The sequence below is a fragment of the Nonomuraea sp. NPDC048826 genome (assembly GCF_043198225.1).
Lineage (GTDB): Bacteria > Actinomycetota > Actinomycetes > Streptosporangiales > Streptosporangiaceae > Nonomuraea.
On sequence record NZ_JBICUQ010000005.1, the window covers coordinates 33,872 to 50,311 of the forward strand.

Consider the following 16,440-nt stretch of genomic DNA (forward strand, 5'->3'; position numbering starts at 1 on the left):
GATCAGCCCAGCTCCCCGGGCTTCTTGTCGAACCACTTCATGAAGATCTCGTCGTACGTGCCGTTGGACTTGGCCGCGGCCAGCTCCTCGTTGACGGTCTTGACCAGCACCGGGTCGGCGTTCTTCTTCATGCCGAGACCGTACTGCTCGCCGGTGTCGAGGCTGGCGATCAACTCGAACTTCTCGGCGATCTCCGGCTTCTTCAGCCAGGTGAGCACCACGGGCAGGTCCTGGACGATCACGTCGGCCTGGCCGGCCTGCAGGGCGAGGAGCTCCTTGGGCGAGTCGGCGTACTCGGTCGGGTTGAACCCCTGCTCCTTGACGTAGTCGAGGCCGGTCGTGCTGGCCTGGGCGCCCAGCTTGAGCCCCTTGGCCTTGACGTCGTCCAGGGAGGTGGCGCCGGTGCCCTTCTTGGCCAGCAGCGCCTGGGTGGCGTCGAAGTACGGGTCGGAGAACGTGATGTTCTGCTTGCGCTCCTCGGTGATGGTCATGCCGGCGGCGGCCAGGTCACACTTGTTGGTGGCCATGGCGGCGCCGCTCTTGATCACCGCGAAGTCGATGTCCACGATCTCCTGCTCGACGCCCAGCTTCTTGGCGACGAGGTCCACGATGTCGACGTCGAAGCCGACGATCTTGTCGCCTTCCTTGAACTGGAACGGCTCGTACGGGACGTTCGTGCAGACGGTCAGCTTGCCGGGCTTCACCAGCTTGGCGCCGCCGGCGGCGTCCGCCGACGCACTGGCGGAGGTCGTGTCGGAACCTCCCGAGTCGCTGCCGCACGCGGAAAGGGTCAGGGCCGCGGTCAAGGCGAGCGCGCCGGCGGCGATGCCGTGGCGCTTCATGGGCCAGAGGGCCATTGGGGAGGCCTCCCTCGATAGTGGTAGAGCATTGACGTTGCGTTTTGTGCAGTTTAGAGCGGGTTTGGACGCACTCTGTCATCGGAGATTTAACGATGCGTCAACAGATCCGCGTCGGGGGCGATACCTGATACCCGACCAGCATGTGTCAGTATGGTGCGACGGGTGACCCCCGTACCCCTCCGAGGCATCGACGACGATCGCCTGGCGTAACCGAGGCCAGGCATCTCCGCCCGTCAGCCCAAGGTCTCTTCCGTCGCAACCACTACTGGGGTCGCTGTGTCCATAACTTCCGCTTTCGAGAACGATCCTGCTTTCGCCCTGCACCGCGGGGGCAAGCTGGAGATCCGCTCCACCGTTCCGGTCCGCGACGCCGACGATCTGTCGCTCGCCTACACGCCCGGCGTGGCGCGCGTCTGCACCGCCATCGCCGAGACGCCCGCGCTCGCCGACACCTACACCTGGGTCCCCAACGTGGTCGCCGTCGTCAGCGACGGCACCGCCGTGCTCGGCCTCGGCGACATCGGCCCGTCGGCCGCGATGCCCGTCATGGAGGGCAAGGCGCTGCTGTTCAAGGAGTTCGGCGGCGTCGACGCCGTGCCGCTCTGCCTGGCCTGCACGGACGTCGACGAGCTGGTGGAGACCGTGGCGCGGCTCGCGCCCTCCTTCGGCGGCATCAACCTCGAGGACATCAGCGCCCCGCGCTGCTTCGAGGTCGAGGAGCGGCTGCGCGAGCGGCTCGACATCCCCGTCTTCCACGACGACCAGCACGGCACGGCGATCGTGGTGCTGGCCGCGCTGCGCAACGCGGCACGGCTGACCGGCCGGTCGCTGGGCGACCTGCGCGCGGTGGTGGCCGGGGCCGGGGCGTCCGGCGTCGCGGTCAGCCGCATCCTGCTGGAGGCCGGCATCGGCGACATCGCCGTCGCCGACTCCAAGGGCATGCTCTACGCCGGGCGCGAAGGGCTCAACCCGGTCAAGGAGGCGCTGGCCCGCGACACCAACCGGGCCGGCCACGACGGGTCCACCGAGGAGGCCCTGGCGGGCGCCGACGTGTTCGTCGGACTGTCCGGCTCGACCGTCACCGAGCAGGCGATCGCCTCCATGGCCGACGGCTCCATCGTGTTCGCGCTGTCCAACCCGACGCCCGAGATCGAGCCCGCCGTCGCCGCCCGCCACGCCGCGGTCGTCGCCACCGGACGCTCCGACTTCCCCAACCAGATCAACAACGTGCTGGCCTTCCCCGGCATCTTCCGCGGCGCCTTCGACGTGCGGGCCACCACGATCACCGAGAACATGAAGGTGGCCGCCGCCGACGCGCTCGCCGACGTCGTCGGCGACGACCTGCGGGCCGACTACGTCATCCCGAGCCCGTTCGACGAGCGGGTCGCCCCCGCGGTCGCGGCCGCCGTCGCCGCGCAGGCCAGGGCCGACGGAGTGGCCCGCGCCTGATCTCCGTCTCTCCGGGCAGGAGCCATCCGGGGCTCGCGCGGGTTAAGGATTCGCCAAACTTCCTTTACTCAGCGTGCTATAACAAGAGCCCTCTGTAAGGATGCGGGCGCCGGCTCCTGCCTAGAGGAGAGCGATGGAACGCGAGCCCAACCGACTGCTGCGGCAGCTCATCACTGAGGCGGGCTTTTCCCACAAGGGTCTGGCCAGGCGCCTCAATGATCTGGGAGCCGCGCGTGGCACCCCCGGCCTGAAGTACGACCACAGCTCCGTCCTGCGATGGATCGGTGGTCAGCGGCCGCGGGACCCGGTGCCCGGGCTTCTGACCGAGATCTTCGCACTGCGGCTGGGCAGGCCCGTCACCATCGAAGAAGTGGGCATGCCCGCCGTCAATACACCCCTCGATCTCGGGCAGGAGTTCACGCACACGTGGCAGGAGGGGGTCGCGACCGTGACGGCGCTGTGGCGGGCCGATGTGGAGAGACGGAGGTTCCTGCTCGATTCGACGTTCGCGATCGGAGCGGGCTCCGTGGGGGCGGTGCGGTGGCTCACCTCCCCGCCGGAAGGGCGGCCCAGCGCGGTGGGCGCCCGCAACGTGGGCAGGGCGGACATCGCCGCCATCCACGAGGTCACCCGTTCGTTCGGCGAGCTGGACAACCGGTTCGGCAGCGGGCGCGTGCGCTCGTCTGTCGTGAAATATCTGGACACGGCGGTGACACCGCTGCTCAAGGACGGCTCGTACGGTGACAAGACCGGACGCCAGCTGGCCGCGGCCGCCGCCGAGCTCACCAGGCTGGCCGGCTGGATGGCCTACGACCTGGAGCAGCACGGTCTGGCCCAGCGCTACCTCATCCAGGCGCTGCGCCTGGCCAGGGGCGCCGACGACCACGCCCTGGGCGGCGAGATCCTGGCGGGCATGGCCCACCAGGCGGTCTACATGGGCCAGCACGCGCACGCGCTCGACCTGGCGCGGGCCGCGCAGCTCTCGGCCCGGCGGGCCGGCGTGGCCACCCTGCTCGCCTCCAGCCACGTGCTGGAGGCGCACGCGCACGCCGGGCTGGGTGACGCCCGCGCCTGCGGCGGGGCGCTGCACGAGGCCGAGCGCGCGTTCGACGCCCGCAAGCCGGCCGGCGAGCCGAGCTGGCTGGGCTACTTCGACGAGGCCTATCTGTCGGCCAAGTTCGCCCACTGCTTCCGCGACCTGGGCGAGGGGGAGCGGACCGTCCGGCAGGCCCGGCGCTCGCTCGACATGGACGGCCGCTTCGTGCGCGGCCGCATGTTCAACCTGTCGCTGCTGGCCGCCGGGCTGCTGCAGTGCGGCGAGCTGGAGGAGGCCTGCTCGGTCGCGCTGGGCGCGATGACGCTGGGCAACGAGCTGCAGTCGGCCCGGTCCCGCAGCTACATGGCCGACCTGCGCAGGCGGTTCGAGCCGTACAAGAACGAGGCCCCGGTCCGGGCGCTGAAGGAGCGGACGCGGGAGCTGGCGGCGGTCTGAAAACGGGAAGAGCCCGCCGGGCGCACCGGCGGGCTCTTCACCTCAGGACTACTGCAGGAGCTCGCCGTTCGGGCCGACGACCTTCTTGGTCTCCGCGAGGTTCGCCTTGTTGTAGACGTCCGCGGTCTCGCCGTCGAAGTAGGCCGAGCTGATGTGGTCGACCCGGTCGTTGCCGTCGTTGTCGTAGAACACGCTGGTGACACCGTTGACGTAGCCGGTGCGCTTGGCGTTGTTCCACTTGATCAGCCACGGGCCGCCGTCGGCGCCCGGGGTCATCGAGCACTTGAGCACCTGGTGGGTCTCCACCTTGAAGGTGTTCACCTGCACGGACTTGGTGGCGGTCTTGCCGTAGCAGTACTTGGGCGTCACGCCGGTGTACGGCTTGTCGCCGTCGGGGTGCGGGGCTGCCGGGTAGCCGAAGACCATGGTCGTCTGGCCCATCGGCTGGTTCCAGGCGAAGCCCTGGCCGCCGACGACGTCGCCGAGCCGGCCGGTGTCCTTGGCCAGGCCGATGATGAACCGGCCCTCGAAGTACTTGCGCGAGGTGCCCGGCTTGACCCACCGCTGCACGTAGTAGCGGGTGATGGTGTAGTTGCCGGCCTTGTCCTCGGCCTTGGTGCCGGGGCCCTTGTAGGCCTTCCACTGCGCCTCGGTGACGGACTCGGTCACCGGCTCGCCGTACTTGGCGCCCTGCGCGCGGCCGACCTTGGCCTTCTTGTAGGTCTCGGGGCTGACCTCGACCTTCTCCAGGACCGCCTCAGGGTGGTCCGGGCCGGCCAGCTCGGGCTTGGTGTCCTTGCCCTCGGACCAGCACTCGCCGAGGTTGAGCTGGCACTTGACGAACTCCTCGCGGGTGATCTCGCGCGGCTTCACCCACTTGTCACCGGCCCAGGCGTGGTACTCCTTGGGCGTGACCTCCTTCTCGCCGGCCAGCGCGAAGCCGTTGTGCACCGCGACGAAGGCGTAGTCGCCGTCGTAGTCGTCGTAGACGTCGAGGTCGTAGTGGGTGAAGGCGTAGGCGCCCACGTAGATGCCGTACGGGGCCTTGCCCTGGTAGTAGCCGGGGACGAACACCCACTTGGCGAAGACGTCGTCGCCGCTCTCGTACACGCAGTGGCCGGCGGTGACGATCAGGTTGCGGTGCTTCGACTGGATCGAGGTCGCCGAGCACCACTGGTACTTGCCGGACTTGTCGACGAAGAACACCTTGCCGATGGTCCGCGGCAGGTTGACGTTCTTGGACTTGCCGCCTGACTTCGTCGTCGCCGGAGCCGTGGCGCCGGGCTTGCCGTCGTCCGGGGTCGTGCCGCCCTTGCGGACGATCTTGTCGACGTCCTTGGCGTCCCAGTGGTACTGGGTGGCCTTCTTCAGGGCGGCGCCGTTCGCGTCCAGCCAGAAGAAGGCGGCGCCGTAGGCGTCCTTGGGCTGCGGGGTCAGGGGGTCCTTGACCCAGTGGGGGGCGGCTTGAGCGGGGATGGCCAGGGCGGCCGCGGTCAGGCTCGCGGCGGCAAGGGGCACGAACAGGCGCTTCACGGGAACGGCTCCACAGGTCTGACAAAGAGGGGTGATCAGACACTATCGACACTCTGGTCACTCTGGTCACAAAGCGACAGAGATCTTGTCAGAAATGTCATCAGAAACGGCCGAAGGGCCCGGCTTTCGCCGGGCCCTTCGGGTAGAGCAAGAATCGAGGTTTGGACCCCCGACTCCGGGGAGATCAACCCGAATTACTTGGGCATCGGGGTGATCTGGCCCGACCACACGTTCTTCGCGGCGTTGTAGACCGCAGCGGTCTCACCGTCGAAGTACGGGCTGGACATGTAGTCCCAGCGGTCGTTGCCGTCCGTGTCGTACAGAACGCTGGTCACGCCGTTGACGTAGCCAAGACGCTTGGCGTTGCTGTACTTGAAGAGCCACGGGGCGCCGTTGTAGCCGCCGGTGACGGCGCACTTCAGCGACACGTGCTCCTCGATCTTCAGCGACGGGACCTGGGTGGTCTTCGCGCCGGTCTTGCCGTAGCACCACTTCGGCGTGTTGCCGGAGTACGGCTTGCTGCCATCGGGGTGCTTGGCGTAGGGGTAGCCGAAGGTACGGACGTACTTACCGGTCGGCTGGTTCCACGCGAAGCCCTGGCCGCCGACGACGTCGCCGAGGCGACCGACGTCACGGACCTCGTGCACGATGATGTAGAAGTCGGTGCGGAGGAACTTGAACTCCGTGCCCGGCTTGTACCACTGCTGCACGTAGTAGCGGGTGATGGTGTAGTTGCCAGCGCGGTCCTTGTTCTTCTCACCAGGGCCGCGGTAGGCGAGGTACTCGCTCTTGGTGACCTGCACGGTCTCCGGCTCGCCGTACTTGGCGCCGTTGGCCTTGCCGACCGGAGCGCGCCACCACTCGCTCTTGCTGACTTCCTTCTTCTCGACGACCGCACCGGGGTAGTCGGGCCCAACCTTCTGCGCCCGCGAGCCCGGGTCCACCGAGTAGTACTCAGTGGTCTTGGGGTCGAGCTTGCCCTTCTTGTACTCCTCGAAGGACACCTGGGTCTGCTTGACGTCCTTGTCGCCCTTGTACGCGTCGAACTCGGCCTTGGTGACCTGCTTGGGCTTGTTCAGCGAGCCGCCGATGCCGTTGTACACGGTAACGAACGCGTAGTCGCGGTCGAAGTCCTCGTACACGTCGAAGTCGTAGTGGGTGAACGCCTGCTTGCCCACGTAGATGCCGTAAGGCGTCTTGCCCTGGTAGTAGCCCGGGACGAAGACCCAGCGCGACACGACCTCGTCGTTGCCGGCCACGTCGTAGACGCAGTGACCAGCGGTGGCGACCAGGTTGCGGTAGTTCGACTGGATCGACGTGCCGGAGCACCAGTACAGGTTGCCGTCGCGACCCTCGAAGAAGACCTTACCGATGGTCCTCGGCAGGTTCACGTTGTGGGTCTTGGAGACGGTCTTCTTCTCCTCGCCGATGGGCGCGGTCGACCCCGGCTTGCCGTCGGGCGAATAACCGCCCTTGGACACGATCTTCTTGACCGCCTTGTCGTCCCAGTAGTAGGCCGAGGCCTGCTTCAGGGCGGCGTTGTTGGACTTGGTCCAGAAGTCGAGGACCTCGGCGGCCTTGGCCTGGCTGGCGGCCAGGGCGTCAGAGGCGACCTTGTCATCAGCCTGGGCGGTGCCGGCCAGGCCAGCAGCCAGGAGACCAGTGGCCAGAATGGCGCCACCGGCCGGAAGGAGGATGCGCTTCAAGGTAACTCCTTGCGCTGTCGTGGAACGCCTCTTGCGTCCCATGCGTCAGTAAAGGGATAGCCAGGAACATACAGTGTCGATCTTGCTCGCGGGTAGCCGCTTTGGAAGGAAAAGAGGCGACAAGTCGGGCGTGATCGATCTGTGATGTTTGGGAGGCTTCAGCGCAGGAGTCGGGCGAAGGTCGCCAAGGGGGCGTTCCCGCAGATCAGCATAAGGATGTTGTTAAAGTGACTCGCGAGAGTCGTGGGCCGCTCCCGAGTCGCCCGGGGCAGGGATGTGACGCACATCACATTGGATTGATGGCACCATCTGCGGCTCCCATGCGTCCAAGCGCCTTCATTTTTCGGTCCTGGAACGCCGAAGGGCCCGGCTGGAGTGCCGGGCCCTTCGGGTCTCGCAGATGACGATCTCTCAGGGATCGACCGTCAGGGCGTCCTCACTTAGAGGATCTTGCCGGACCACACGTTGGCGGCGGCCTTGTACACCGCGTTCGTCTCACCGTCGAAGTACGGCGACGAGATGTAGTCGACGCGGTTGTTGCCGTCCTGGTCGTTGAAGGTGCTGGTGACACCGTTCACGTAACCGAGACGCTTGGCGTTCTTGTAGTTGAGCAGCCAAGGACCACCGTCGGCGCCCTCGGTCATCGCGCACTTCAGCGCGACGTGCTCCTCGATCTTCTTGGCCGCGTCACCCACCAGCTTCTTCGTGGTCTTGCCGTAGCACCACTTCGGAGTAATGCCGGTGTAGTTCTTGTGGCCGTCGGGGTGAGGAGCGGCCGGGTAGCCGAACACCCGCACGTACTTGCCGGTCGGCTGGTTCCACGCGAAGCCCTGGCCGCCGACGACGTCACCGAGGCGACCGGCGTCGGTCGCGGAGTTCTCGATGATGGTGAAGACGGTCTTGAAGAACTTCGTGTCGGTCCCGGGCTTCACCCACGACTGCACGTAGAAGTGCGTGATGAGGAAGTTGCCGGCCCGGTCCTGCCACTTCTTGCCAGGGCCGTCGTACTTCTTGTACTCCCGCTCGGTGACGATGTCGGTGACGGGCTCACCGAACTTCGCACCGTTCTTCTTGCCGATGGGAGCACGGCGGTACTTGGACTCGCTGACTTCTTCCTTCTCCACGACCGCACCCGGGTAGTCCGGGCCGACCTTCTCGGCGCGGGAGCCGGGCTTCACCCAGCACGCCTCGGTGGAGGTGGGGTCGAGCTTGCAGGCGCGGAACTCGTCGCGGCTGATCTCGACGTCCTTGGCCTCCTTGAGGCCCTGGTGCTTCTCGAACTCGGCCTTGGAGACCTTCTTGGCGGTGCCCCCACCGAGCTTGATGCCGTTGTAGACGGTGACGAACGCGTAGTCGCGGTCGTAGTCCTCGTAGACATCGAAGTCGTAGTGGGTGAACGCCTGCTTACCGACGTAGATGCCGTAAGGCGTCTTGCCCTGGTAGTAACCGGGGACGAAGACCCACTTGCTGAGCACGTCGGAGTTGGCCTTCACGTCGTAGACGCAGTGGCCGGCGGTGGCGACGAGGTTGCGGTACTTCGACTGGATCGAAGTGGCCGAGCACCACTTCTTCTCGCCCTTGCTGTTGACGAAGAACACCTTGCCGATGGTCTTCGGCAGGTTGACGTTCTGCACCTTGGCGGTGGTCTTCTTCTCTTCGCCGATCGGCGCCGTCGAGCCGGCCTTGGTGTCCGCGCTGTAGCCGCCCTTGCTCTGCAGCTTGTTGACGTCCGACTTGTCCCAGACGTTGGACTCCTTGGCGGCCTTCAGAGCAGCGCCGTTGGTCTCCGCCCAGAACTCGGCGATGGCCTTGGCCGCAGCGGCGTTCTTCGCCATCGCGTCGGTGGCGACGTCGTTGTCGGCCTGAGCCGTGCCGGCCAGACCGGCGGCCAGAAGACCGGTGGCCAGAACGGCGCCACCGGCGGGGATGAGGATGCGCTTCAAGGGAACTGCTCCTTGGTCTGTCGTGGGCCGCAACTTGCGTCCCATGCGTCAGTAAAGGGATAGCAAGGAACATAGCGCGGTGATCTCCGCAGGTGGAAGCCGAATCGTCGAGTCCGGTATGGCCCCGAATCGCCGTGACCATTCCGTTATCTGTCAGAGACAAATGCGGCGAGTGATCACAGCGGTACGTTTTCGCAGGGTATGGAGGGGGTGTGACTTCTGGGACGAAAGTGCCGTTAGGAGATGTTCACGGTGGGTAGTCAGTTGAATGTGACTCAGATCACAGGAACCGAATGGAACCCATCCTCCGTCTAAGATGCCAGCTTCCTGCCAGGAAACCTTCAGACTTGTGGCCGGGTCGGTAGATCTGGGGGCGTATGGGGTGGTTTGTCGTCTCTATGCCCGGGGTCGATCTGGCTCCGGTTTCGCCACGTTCCCGTGTCTGGGCGGACATGCGAAAGGGCCCGGCGACAGAGGCCGGGCCCTTTCGGGGTGGAGCAGGGGTCAGCGGTAGAGCTCGCCGTTGCGGCCGACGATCTTGCCGGACCACACGTTCTTGGCCGCGTTGTAGACCGAGGCCGTCTCCCCGTCGAAGTACGGGGACGTGATGTAGTCGATCCGGTCGTTACCGTCCTGGTCGGCGAAGGTGCTGGTGACGCCGTTGACGTAGCCCGTCCGCTTGGCGTTGCTGTACTGCTGCAGCCACGGCCCGCCGTCGTAGCCGGGGGTCACGGCGCACTTGAGACCGATGTGCTCCTGGATCTTCAGCCAGGAGGCGCCGACGGCCTTGGCGGTCGTCCGGCCGTAGCAGTGCTTCGGGGTGACGCCGCTGTACGGCCGGTCGCCGTCGGGGTGCGAGGCGGCGGGGTAGCCGAAGGTGCGGACGGTGCGGTTGGCGGGCTGGTTCCAGGAGAAGCCCTGGCCGCCCACGTTGTCGCCGAGCCGGCCCGCGTCCTCGGACAGGAGGATGTAGTGCCGGCCGCCCCAGGACCGCTTGGGGCCGCTGAAGCGCTGGAAGTCGCGCTTGCTCACCCGCTTGACGCCGTTGAACCGGATGCCGTTGTAGACGGTGACGAACGCGTAGTCGCGGTCGTAGTCCTCGTAGACATCGAAGTCGTAGTGGGTGAACGCCTGCTTGCCGACGTAGATGCCCCACGGCGCCTTGCCCTGGTAGTAGCCGGGCACGAAGACCCAGTTGTCCAGCAGGGCCTTGTTGGACTCGGTGTCGTACACGCAGTGGCCGGCGGTGGCGACCAGGTTGCGGTAGTTCGACTGGATCGACGTGGCCGAGCACCAGCGGAACTTGCCGGAGCCGTCGACGAAGAACACCTTGCCGACCGTCCTGGGCAGGTTCACGTTCTGCGAGCTGCCCGCGGCCTTGTTGCCGCTGGTGGGTGCGGCGGTGCCGGGCCGGCCGTCAGGGGTGTAGCCGCCCTTCGAGACGACCTTCCTGACGTCGTTGGAGTCCCAGGTGTACGCGGTGGCGCGGCGGAGAGCGGCGCTGTTGGAGGCGAACCAGAACGAGGCGACCGATGCCGCCTGGCTGGCGTTCCTGGCCATCGGGTCGATCGCGACGTCTCCGGCGGCTTGAGCGGTGGCGGGCAGACCGGCGACCAGCATGCCGGTCGCCACGGCGGCGCCGCCGATGGGGAGAAGGATTCGCTTCAAGGTAACTCCAGGCTTTTGCCTTACGCTGGCGCGGCGCCTTGGTGCGCCCGGATGCCAGCAAACGGACAGCCGGAACCGTACAACGCTTCACTCTGGTAACGCGGGTTCTCACTGGTCTCTGTCAATGTCCGGAATGCCCCCGTGACCGTACCGAGACCACTGTCTGGGCTGATCGCCGCGAGTGACCGGCCAGTAACATGTGAACTAAATCACATTTGCCGGGGTGTTCTGCGCGGCGGCGTGGCGGTAGACGTCGCCCGCGACCGCTGAGAGGTACGGCGAGGACACCGCGTCGAACTCGCCCTTGGCGTCCCGGTTCCACGTCAGGCTGTTGACGCCGATGAGATTGCCCAGGTTGGCACGGAGGCCGGTGATCCACGGGCCGCCGCTGGCGCCCTTGCTGAAGTTGCACGGACTGAGCTGCACGCCGTGGTTGAGGTCGAGGCTGGGGGCGACGGCCTTGCGGGTGGCGCCCACGCAGCTCTTCATCACCTGCCCGGTGAACGGCCGGCTGCCGTCGGGCTGCGGACCGGCGGGGTAGCCGAAGGCGTGCACCTGGGAGACCGGCGGCTTCTTGGCCAGCTCCAGGCCGAGGCCGCCGACGTTGTCCTGCAGCCGGCCGACGTCCTTGGCGGCGTAGCCGTTGCCCTGCTTGACCCAGGTGAAGCCGCGGTGGACCGTGACGAACGCGTAGTCGAAGTCGTAGTCGTTCTTGCCCGGCCAGTCTTCGTGCATGCTGATCGAGGAGCCGACGTAGACGCCGCGCGGGGTGGCGCCCCCGGCGCCCGGGTCGGGGACGAAGATCCAGGAGTCGGCCGCCTCTCCCCGGCGGGGGTCGTAGGCGCAGTGCGCGGCCGTGGCGACCACGCTGCGGTTCGCGGCCGCGACGGCGGCGGCCGAGCACCAGTACTCCTTGCCCCCGAGCCGGAAGAAGACCTTGCCGACCGTGCTGGCCTCGCCCTGCTTCGGCGCGACGGCGTTGACCGGGCCCGCCTTCTTGCGCAGGGAGGCGATCCGCTGGGAGGGCACGTTCACCGAGCCGCCCCCGGCCTTCGGCGCGCCGCCCGACGGGGGCGCGGCCGGGCTGTAGCTGTCGGCCTTCTTGAGCTTCTCCGGCTTCCAGTAGTCGGCGACTTTCTGTACCTCGGCCTTGCTCCTGGCCAGCGAGACGGAGAAGACCTGGCTCGCGGCGGCGCTCGCCGTCCCCGTGAACGCGGGCAGCATCAGCAGCACGCCGCTGACGGCGGCGGCTAGCAGGTGCCTGGCCCGGGGGATCATGAAAGTGCCTTTCTGGGGTTGTAACGGTGGATTTTTCCAGATCAACTAGCGGTATTGCAGCCGGGATGGAGATTCGTTATCTGAGCAAGCGTGACTTGCGTCGCATAAGAGCCATGTCAAGCGCCCCAGAAATGATCTTCATTGTACGACGTCGTCCCAGCTGGAGGCGGGATTGACGGCACCAATTCGGGATGGTTGCGCGCCCTTATCCGTGAACGCTCCGTTCGGCCCGGGAAGACGTCTTCCGGTGGGCGCGGATTCGGCGATCTCGAGTTGTGGATCTTGCCGGGGGTGCGCTCGGCGAAACCCGTTCCTTATCAACCGAATGTTGTTCTGGTTGGATGGGAGGCATGGATCCACGCACCCCCTGCCTCATCGGCGCGGCCCAGCGCACCGTCCGCGAACAGCCCGGCCCCGAGCCGCTCGACCTGTGGGAAGAGGCCGCCAGGGCCGCCGCCGGACAGACGCGCTTCCCGGTGGAGCGCCTCGACTCGATCCAGATCGTCTGGACCGACTCCTGGCAGTACGACACGCCCACCGGCCGGCTCGCCGAGAGGCTCGGCGCCACGCCCCGGCACACCGCGTACTCCAAGGTCGGCGGCACCGCCCCGCAGACGCTCATCGGCGCGGCCGCGGCCAGGATCGCGGCCGGTGAGCTGGACTCCGCGCTGGTCGCGGGCGCCGAGGCGCTGGCCACCCGCCGGGCCTACCGGCAGTCGGGCGAGCACGTGCCGTGGAGCCACGCCGCCGACCCCAAGCCGCCCTACGGATGGGAACGGCCGCCGCACCCGAGCGAGATGGCGCACGAGCTCTTCCTGCCCGTGCACACGTATCCGATCATGGAGACCGCGCGCCGCGCCGCCCTCGGCCAGAGCATCGAGCAGGAGATGCTGGACCGCGGCCGGATGATGGCGCCGATGACGCGCGTCGCCGCGGCCAACCCGCACGCCTGGCGGCGCACCCCGCGCACTCCCGAGGAGCTGATCGACGGCAACCGGTTCGTCGGCTGGCCGTACAACAGGACCACCGTGGCCGTGATCGAGGTCGACCAGGCGGCGGCCGTCCTCCTGGTCAGCTCCGAGCTGGCCGACCGCCTCGGGGTGCCCCAGGACCAGCGCCTCTACCTGCGCGGCTGGGCCTACGCCGAGGACACGTGGGAGGTGGCCGCCCGGCCCGCGCTCGGCGCCTCGCAGGCGATCGCCAGGGCCGCCGACTCCGCGTTCGGCAGGGCCGGGCTCACCCTGGACGACATGCGGGCGCTCGACGTCTACAGCTGCTTCGCCATCGCGCTGCGCCAGGCGTGCGACGCGATCAAGCTCGACCCGATGGACCCGCGCGGCCTCACCGTCACCGGCGGCCTGCCGTACGCGGGCGGCCCCGCCAGCGACTACGTCCTGCACTCCACCGCCGCGATGGCCGACCTGCTGCGCGCCGAAGGCGGCCACGGGCTCGTCACCGGGGTCGGCATGCACCTGACCAAGCACACCTACGCCGTCTGGTCCACAGAGCCCGGCGGCACCCTGGGCGGGCCCGAGCCCGTCTTCACCGCCGACCCGGTGCCGATCGCGGACACGTACGAAGGACCCGCGGTCGTGGCCGGCTACACGATCGCGCACGCCAAGGACGGCACCCGGCAGCGCGGCCACCTCGTGGTGGACCTGCCGTCGGGGGAGCGGGCGTACGCGCACGTGACCCGGGAGGACCTGATGGCGGACGCCGAGTCGCGGGAGCTGGTGGGCCGGCGGGTCCAGGTGACGACTCAGGGCCAGGTCAATGTGGCGACTTGGTGAGTCGGCAAAAGCGATGCAGAGATTGTGATCGCTCGACTACTATCCGCTATTGACATTTAAATGTCACTGGCGGACGCTGGAGTCATGCGGAGGACCACGGTGCGTATCGACGAGACGCTCCTCAACGAGGCGAAGGCATACGCCGCCAGAAGCGGACGCAGTCTCAACTCGGTGATGGAGGACGCCTTGCGCCAACTGCTCAACCGCTCCGCCGACACGGCGGAGCGCCCACATGTGGAGCTGATCACCTCAGACGCGGAGCCCGGCTTCCGGCCTTGGGTGCAGGTGCGCCTCGACGCCGGCGAGAAACTGGAGCACATCGCCTTCGAGCTCGACGACATGGAGATGCTGGAGGGGATGCGCGATGCTGCTTCTTGACATCAACGTCCTCGTCAACGCCTTCCGCCCCGAAGCGGTGGAGCACAAGCGCTACACCGCTTTCCTGGACGACCTGATCAACGGAGATTCGAGCTACGCCGTGAGCGACTTCGTCGTCAACGGCTTCATCCGCCTCGTGACCAACCGGAAGATCTACGTCAAACCCGATCCACTCGACCGGGCGCTGGGCTTCGCGCAGTCCTACCGCAACCAGCCCCACGCCGTGGTGGTGACCCCCGAGGACAGGCACTGGGGGATCTTCACCCGCCTGTGCCGGGGGTCCGACGCGAAAGGCAAACTCATCCCCGACGCCTATCTGGCGGCGCTGGCTATCGAGCATGGATGCGAATTCGTGACCTGCGATCGGGATTTCGCCAAGTTCGAGGGGTTGCGCTGGCGGTCGCCGCTCAACTGAACTGAGGGCAGCACACGTCGTAGGCGAGGTCCGTCGTGGCCGATCAGTTCGATGTCATCGAGGTGGGCGAGCGCGACCGCCGCCGCCCGATCGGGCTGCTGGTCGTGCTCGTGCTGCTGGGCGTGTCCGTCGTCGGCCTGATCGTCAGTCGCGGGCCCGAACCCCCGGCGGAGCCGGTCCGCGAGGCCGCCGCCCCCATCCGCTCACTCACCCGCGTCGACAGCGGGCCCAACCTGCTGCATCCCCCGGCCTCTGTGAAGAACGGGGTGGCGCGGATCGACGTGGTGTTCCCCGACGGCGTCCGGGCCACCGTGCGCTACCCCGCCGAGCTCGACCTCGACCGGCTGGGCCTGCGACCGTTCCAGGGTGTGTGGGTGGACGAGGAGTTCCGCCAGCTCACCGCCCCCTACAACGGCGAGCTGGAGGTCACCAAGGGCGGGGAGCCGATCCGCTCGTTCGCCGACAACGTGACCCTCTGGCCGCGCCAGGCCGGCAGCGGGTCGTACGGTCAGGTGCTGTTGTTCGCGTTCGGCCCGTGGCGGATGGCCCTGTACGACCGCCCGCCCGGCCTGGACTTCGGCCAGCGGACGCGGGTCGCGGAAGGGCTGCGCGGCAAGGTGACCGACGGCGGCTACCTCGTGCTGTCCGGCAGCGAGCGGGTGCGGCTGGCCGAGCCCGGCGACGTCATGCAGGGCGACCCGGTGGGCCCGCAGCTGTGGTTCGGCGGCGGCGCGACCGACATGGTGGCCCTGATCCCCAGCCCCGGCTGCGAGAGGTCGCGCGGTCTGCCCCGCGCTATCCGGGGGCGCGGGCACCCGGTCGAGGACGTGTGCCGCGACGGGATGCGCGTGGTCGCGATGGGCGACGATGAGTTCATCGGCAAGGCGCTCGACGGCATCCGGATCAGCGTCAAGTAAGGTGCGGCCATGTTCGCCGTTACCGCCACACAGACCGATCCCGACAACCCCCTCGCCGGGCTGACCTTGGGCGAGCGCCCGGAGCCGGAGGTCCCGGACGGCTGGACCACCGTCTCGGTGCGGGCGGCCGCGCTCAACCACCACGACCTGTGGACGCTCAAGGGCGTCGGCATCAGGCAGGACCGGCTGCCGATCGTGCTCGGCTGCGACGCGGCCGGGGTGGACGAGGACGGCAACGAGGTCGTCGTGCACGCGGTGGTCGGCGCCGGGGCCGACGAGACGCTCGACCCGAAGCGGTCGCTGCTGTCGGAGGTGCACGACGGCACGTTCGCCGAGCGGGTGGCCGTGCCCCGCCGCAACCTGGTGCCCAAGCCGGCCGCGCTCTCCTTCGAGGAGGCCGCCTGCCTGCCCACCGCGTGGCTGACCGCGTACCGGATGCTGTTCGACAAGGCCGGGCTGGAGCCGGGCTCGACCGTGCTCGTGCAGGGGGCCGGCGGCGGCGTCGCCACCGCGCTCATCGCGCTGGGCCGGGCGGGCGGGTTCCGCGTATGGGCGACCAGCCGTTCCGAGGCGAAGCGGGAGCGCGCCCGGGAGCTCGGCGCCGACCAGGTCTTCGAGACCGGCGCGCGGCTGCCGGAGCGGGTGGACGCGGTCATGGAGACCGTCGGCCAGGCCACCTGGGACCATTCGCTCAAGTCGCTCAAGCCGGGCGGGCGGATCGTGGTCAGCGGCGCCACCAGCGGGGCCGTTCCGCCGGCCGACCTGAACCGGGTCTTCTTCCTGCAACTCTCGGTGGTCGGCTCCACCATGGGCACCCGCGACCAGCTTCAGCGGCTGGGCGTCTTCCTGGAGCAGACCGGGCTGCGGCCGGTCGTCGACCGGGCGCTGCCGCTCGCCGAGGCCCGCGACGGGTTCGCGGCGATGCACGAGGGCGACATCTTCGGAAAGATCGTCTTCACTGTCTGACGGGCCCTGGGCCTGGTCCCGGAGCGGGACCAGGCCCCGGTCAGA

At 68.0% G+C, this 16,440-nt stretch carries 13 protein-coding genes; 7 read left to right on the plus strand and 6 right to left on the minus strand.

Features of this window, described 5'->3' with window-relative positions:
• Positions 1-2: 2 nt before the first annotated feature.
• Positions 3-857: a transporter substrate-binding domain-containing protein gene (locus ACGFI7_RS18525; protein WP_393405785.1), complete on the minus strand. Its 855-nt coding sequence runs from the start codon at positions 855-857 to the stop codon at positions 3-5.
• A 279-nt stretch (positions 858-1,136) separates the two neighbouring features.
• On the opposite strand from ACGFI7_RS18525, the gene ACGFI7_RS18530 reads away from it, so the two are divergent.
• Entirely contained in the window at positions 1,137-2,309 is a 1,173-nt protein-coding gene (locus ACGFI7_RS18530; RefSeq protein WP_393405787.1) for an NADP-dependent malic enzyme, read from the plus strand.
• Between the two features lie 133 nt (positions 2,310-2,442).
• Positions 2,443-3,801: a hypothetical protein gene (locus ACGFI7_RS18535; RefSeq protein WP_393405789.1), complete on the plus strand. Its 1,359-nt coding sequence runs from the start codon at positions 2,443-2,445 to the stop codon at positions 3,799-3,801.
• Positions 3,802-3,849: 48 nt separating this feature from the next.
• On the opposite strand, the gene ACGFI7_RS18540 is transcribed toward ACGFI7_RS18535, so the two are convergent.
• From ACGFI7_RS18540 to ACGFI7_RS18560, 5 genes are all read right to left on the minus strand, one after another.
• Positions 3,850-5,334 (minus strand): trypsin-like serine peptidase, encoded by a 1,485-nt coding sequence (locus tag ACGFI7_RS18540; RefSeq protein WP_393405790.1) that lies wholly within the window; start codon positions 5,332-5,334, stop codon positions 3,850-3,852.
• 194 nt (positions 5,335-5,528) lie between these two features.
• Positions 5,529-7,040: a trypsin-like serine peptidase gene (locus ACGFI7_RS18545; protein ID WP_393405792.1), complete on the minus strand. Its 1,512-nt coding sequence runs from the start codon at positions 7,038-7,040 to the stop codon at positions 5,529-5,531.
• Positions 7,041-7,480: 440 nt separating this feature from the next.
• Positions 7,481-8,983, minus strand: a complete 1,503-nt coding sequence (locus ACGFI7_RS18550) for a trypsin-like serine peptidase (protein WP_393405794.1) — start codon at positions 8,981-8,983, stop codon at positions 7,481-7,483.
• 504 nt (positions 8,984-9,487) lie between these two features.
• Positions 9,488-10,651, minus strand: coding sequence for a trypsin-like serine peptidase (locus tag ACGFI7_RS18555; RefSeq protein ID WP_393405796.1), 1,164 nt, complete (start codon positions 10,649-10,651; stop codon positions 9,488-9,490).
• Between the two features lie 204 nt (positions 10,652-10,855).
• A complete protein-coding gene (locus ACGFI7_RS18560) occupies positions 10,856-11,929 on the minus strand; it encodes a trypsin-like serine peptidase (protein ID WP_393405798.1) in 1,074 nt (357 codons plus the stop codon).
• Positions 11,930-12,279: 350 nt separating this feature from the next.
• On the opposite strand from ACGFI7_RS18560, the gene ACGFI7_RS18565 reads away from it, so the two are divergent.
• The 5 genes from ACGFI7_RS18565 (at position 12,280) to ACGFI7_RS18585 (ending at position 16,395) form a co-directional block, all read left to right on the plus strand.
• Entirely contained in the window at positions 12,280-13,719 is a 1,440-nt protein-coding gene (locus ACGFI7_RS18565; RefSeq protein ID WP_393405800.1) for an acetyl-CoA synthetase, read from the plus strand.
• 99 nt (positions 13,720-13,818) lie between these two features.
• Positions 13,819-14,097 carry a hypothetical protein gene (locus ACGFI7_RS18570; RefSeq protein WP_393405801.1) on the plus strand — a complete coding sequence of 93 codons (279 nt, stop codon included), beginning with the start codon at positions 13,819-13,821 and terminating at the stop codon, positions 14,095-14,097.
• Positions 14,084-14,512: a type II toxin-antitoxin system VapC family toxin gene (locus tag ACGFI7_RS18575; protein ID WP_393405803.1), complete on the plus strand. Its 429-nt coding sequence runs from the start codon at positions 14,084-14,086 to the stop codon at positions 14,510-14,512. Before ACGFI7_RS18570 ends, ACGFI7_RS18575 begins: the two co-directional genes overlap by 14 nt.
• A 35-nt stretch (positions 14,513-14,547) precedes the next feature.
• Complete coding sequence (locus ACGFI7_RS18580; RefSeq protein WP_393405805.1) at positions 14,548-15,429, plus strand: hypothetical protein; 882 nt, start codon at positions 14,548-14,550, stop codon at positions 15,427-15,429.
• Between the two features lie 9 nt (positions 15,430-15,438).
• Complete coding sequence (locus tag ACGFI7_RS18585) at positions 15,439-16,395, plus strand: zinc-binding dehydrogenase (protein ID WP_393405807.1); 957 nt, start codon at positions 15,439-15,441, stop codon at positions 16,393-16,395.
• Positions 16,396-16,440 lie beyond the last annotated feature (45 nt).